The organism is Acetomicrobium mobile (assembly GCF_937920065.1).
Window position 1 is genome coordinate 1 of record NZ_CALETC010000011.1, and the last position, 2,067, is coordinate 2,067.

Below are 2,067 nucleotides of genomic sequence, written 5' to 3' on the forward strand. Positions count from 1 at the left end.
CTGAAAGTTACCGCTGGAATGGACTACGTTAAAACGAGCTAGTCTCAACGCCCCGCATAAAACGTAAAACGATATAACCAAAGCCCCTAAAACTCCACCGAAGGCATATAAATAGGACACATAAAAAATCAAGCCAGGCACAACTCCAAAGCTGACTACATCAGCGAGGCTATCGAATTCCATCCCAAAGGCGCTATCTCCTCCTAAAGATCTAGCGACTTTTCCGTCCATCAAATCAAAAAAGGCAGCCACAAAAATTAACCATACAGCCGGTACTACATGCCGATGAAAGGCCAATACTAAAGACATTACTCCGCATAAAATGCTACCGCTAGTAATCATATTAGGGGCTAATCTGCGAAAAGGAATCGGTTTTTTGATCATTCGCTTCCTAGAAAACTTTTCGTACACCTAGATCACTTCCCTTCGTTTTTAAAAACATGACCTATGACGCTGGATCCCGCTTTGACTTTATCTCCAACTTTCACCACGGGTTTCACTATAGGCGGTAAATATACATCCACCCTGGAACCAAACTTGATCATACCGTAAGCTTCTCCCTTGGACACGAGTTGTCCAGTTTTGACTCTGCATGCTATTCGCCTGGCTACCAACCCAGCGATTTGCACTAACAAGACGTTGCCATATTTTGTCTCTAGTCCCGCATATAACCTTTCATTAACCTCGGAAGATTTGGGCGCAAAGGCTACCAAATGCTTGCCCTGCTTATATTTTAAAAATGATATTTTGCCATCACTAGGAATCAGATTAACGTGCACGTCGGCAACAGACATAAATATGCCTATTTTAACAGATCTCCCCGCGAAGGGATCGTCAACATCCATTATTTCAACGACCTTACCGCTCGCCGGGCTGACAAATACCAAGGGATCCCTTGGTATGCTTACGCGGGGTTCCCTGTAAAACCAGGCCAAAAAAATTGTACAGGTGCCCAAAATAACTCCTAAAAGGGAAGAGGCAAACCAAGCCCCGCACGTCATAAAAGCTGCGGTTGCTACCGGCACCACTCCCTCGCGAGCCAAGGCCACCCCCGTTAGACCTCCTCCATGGCGTCTTCGCGAATAATAGTTACATCAGCTACGCTGTCACCCCGATCAAGCCTGACTAAAATATTGCCCATCGCATTTCTAGACAATATAGGCACATCTTTTACAGCTATGCGCACTACTCGTCCCTTGCTCGTTACAATTATCACCTCATCGTCCTCGATTACATTCCACGCCCCTACCAACAATCCCGTACGGTTCGATAATCTCATTGCCCTTACTCCAGAGCTACCCCGGTGGTATAAAGGAAACTCGTCAAAGCGGGTCCGTTTGCCCACACCTTTTTCGCTTATGAGCAAAATTGACGTTCCCTCACATAGGGGTTCGCAACCGACCAAGACATCACCCCGCGAGAGGCGCATAGCACGGACTCCCCTAGCCTGACGACCCAAAGGTCGAAACTCATCTTCCTTGGTTCTCAAGGCTTTCCCCTTCGCAGAGACAAATAAAAGTTCGTCATCACCAGAGGTAAACCTTACCCTGGCGATGGTGTTTCCTTCATCCAGGCTTATGACGCGCCTCCCTGCGCGAGTCAAATTTGCCAGCTCTCCTACATCAAGCCGCTTAGCAATGCCCATCCTGGTTGCAAAGAACACATATTTCGCACCCCGCATCGTATCATCCTTTATTGCCACGACGCGTTCGTTTTCTTCTAACGTGAAAAAGGCACTGACATGTTTGCCCTTACCATTTTTTGGCTCAGGAAGCAAATACCCTTTTATGGCAAATACACGGCCCATATTGGTGAACAAAAATATGTCATGATGCGTCGTTGTGGCAGAAAACATCTCTATTTCGTCGTCTTTTTGTTTAAGCCCTTTTATTCCCTTGCCTCCCCTGGCTTGCAGTTGATAATCTCCCAGGGGAGCTCGCCTCAAATATCCGTCCCTGGTCAAAACCACCACGATATCCTCTTCAGGTATAAGATCATGCTCCGATACTTCAGTAATTTCGTCCAATATTTCCGTCTTTCTGGAATCGCCATATCGCCTTTTTAGCT

At 46.6% G+C, this 2,067-nt stretch carries 3 protein-coding genes; all 3 read right to left on the reverse strand.

All coding sequences use genetic code 11. The features are described 5' to 3' along the window. Positions 1-411 (reverse strand): phosphatidylcholine/phosphatidylserine synthase (locus tag Q7P41_RS00305; RefSeq protein WP_303881129.1); only part of this gene is annotated, 411 nt, incomplete at its 3' end. A gap of 5 nt (positions 412-416) precedes the next feature. Continuing rightward, positions 417-1,049 (reverse strand): phosphatidylserine decarboxylase, encoded by a 633-nt coding sequence (locus tag Q7P41_RS00310; protein ID WP_303881130.1) that lies wholly within the window; start codon positions 1,047-1,049, stop codon positions 417-419. Between the two features lie 5 nt (positions 1,050-1,054). Beyond that, the coding region (locus Q7P41_RS00315) for a DNA gyrase C-terminal beta-propeller domain-containing protein (protein WP_303881133.1) at positions 1,055-2,067 on the reverse strand (1,013 nt) is incomplete at its 5' end.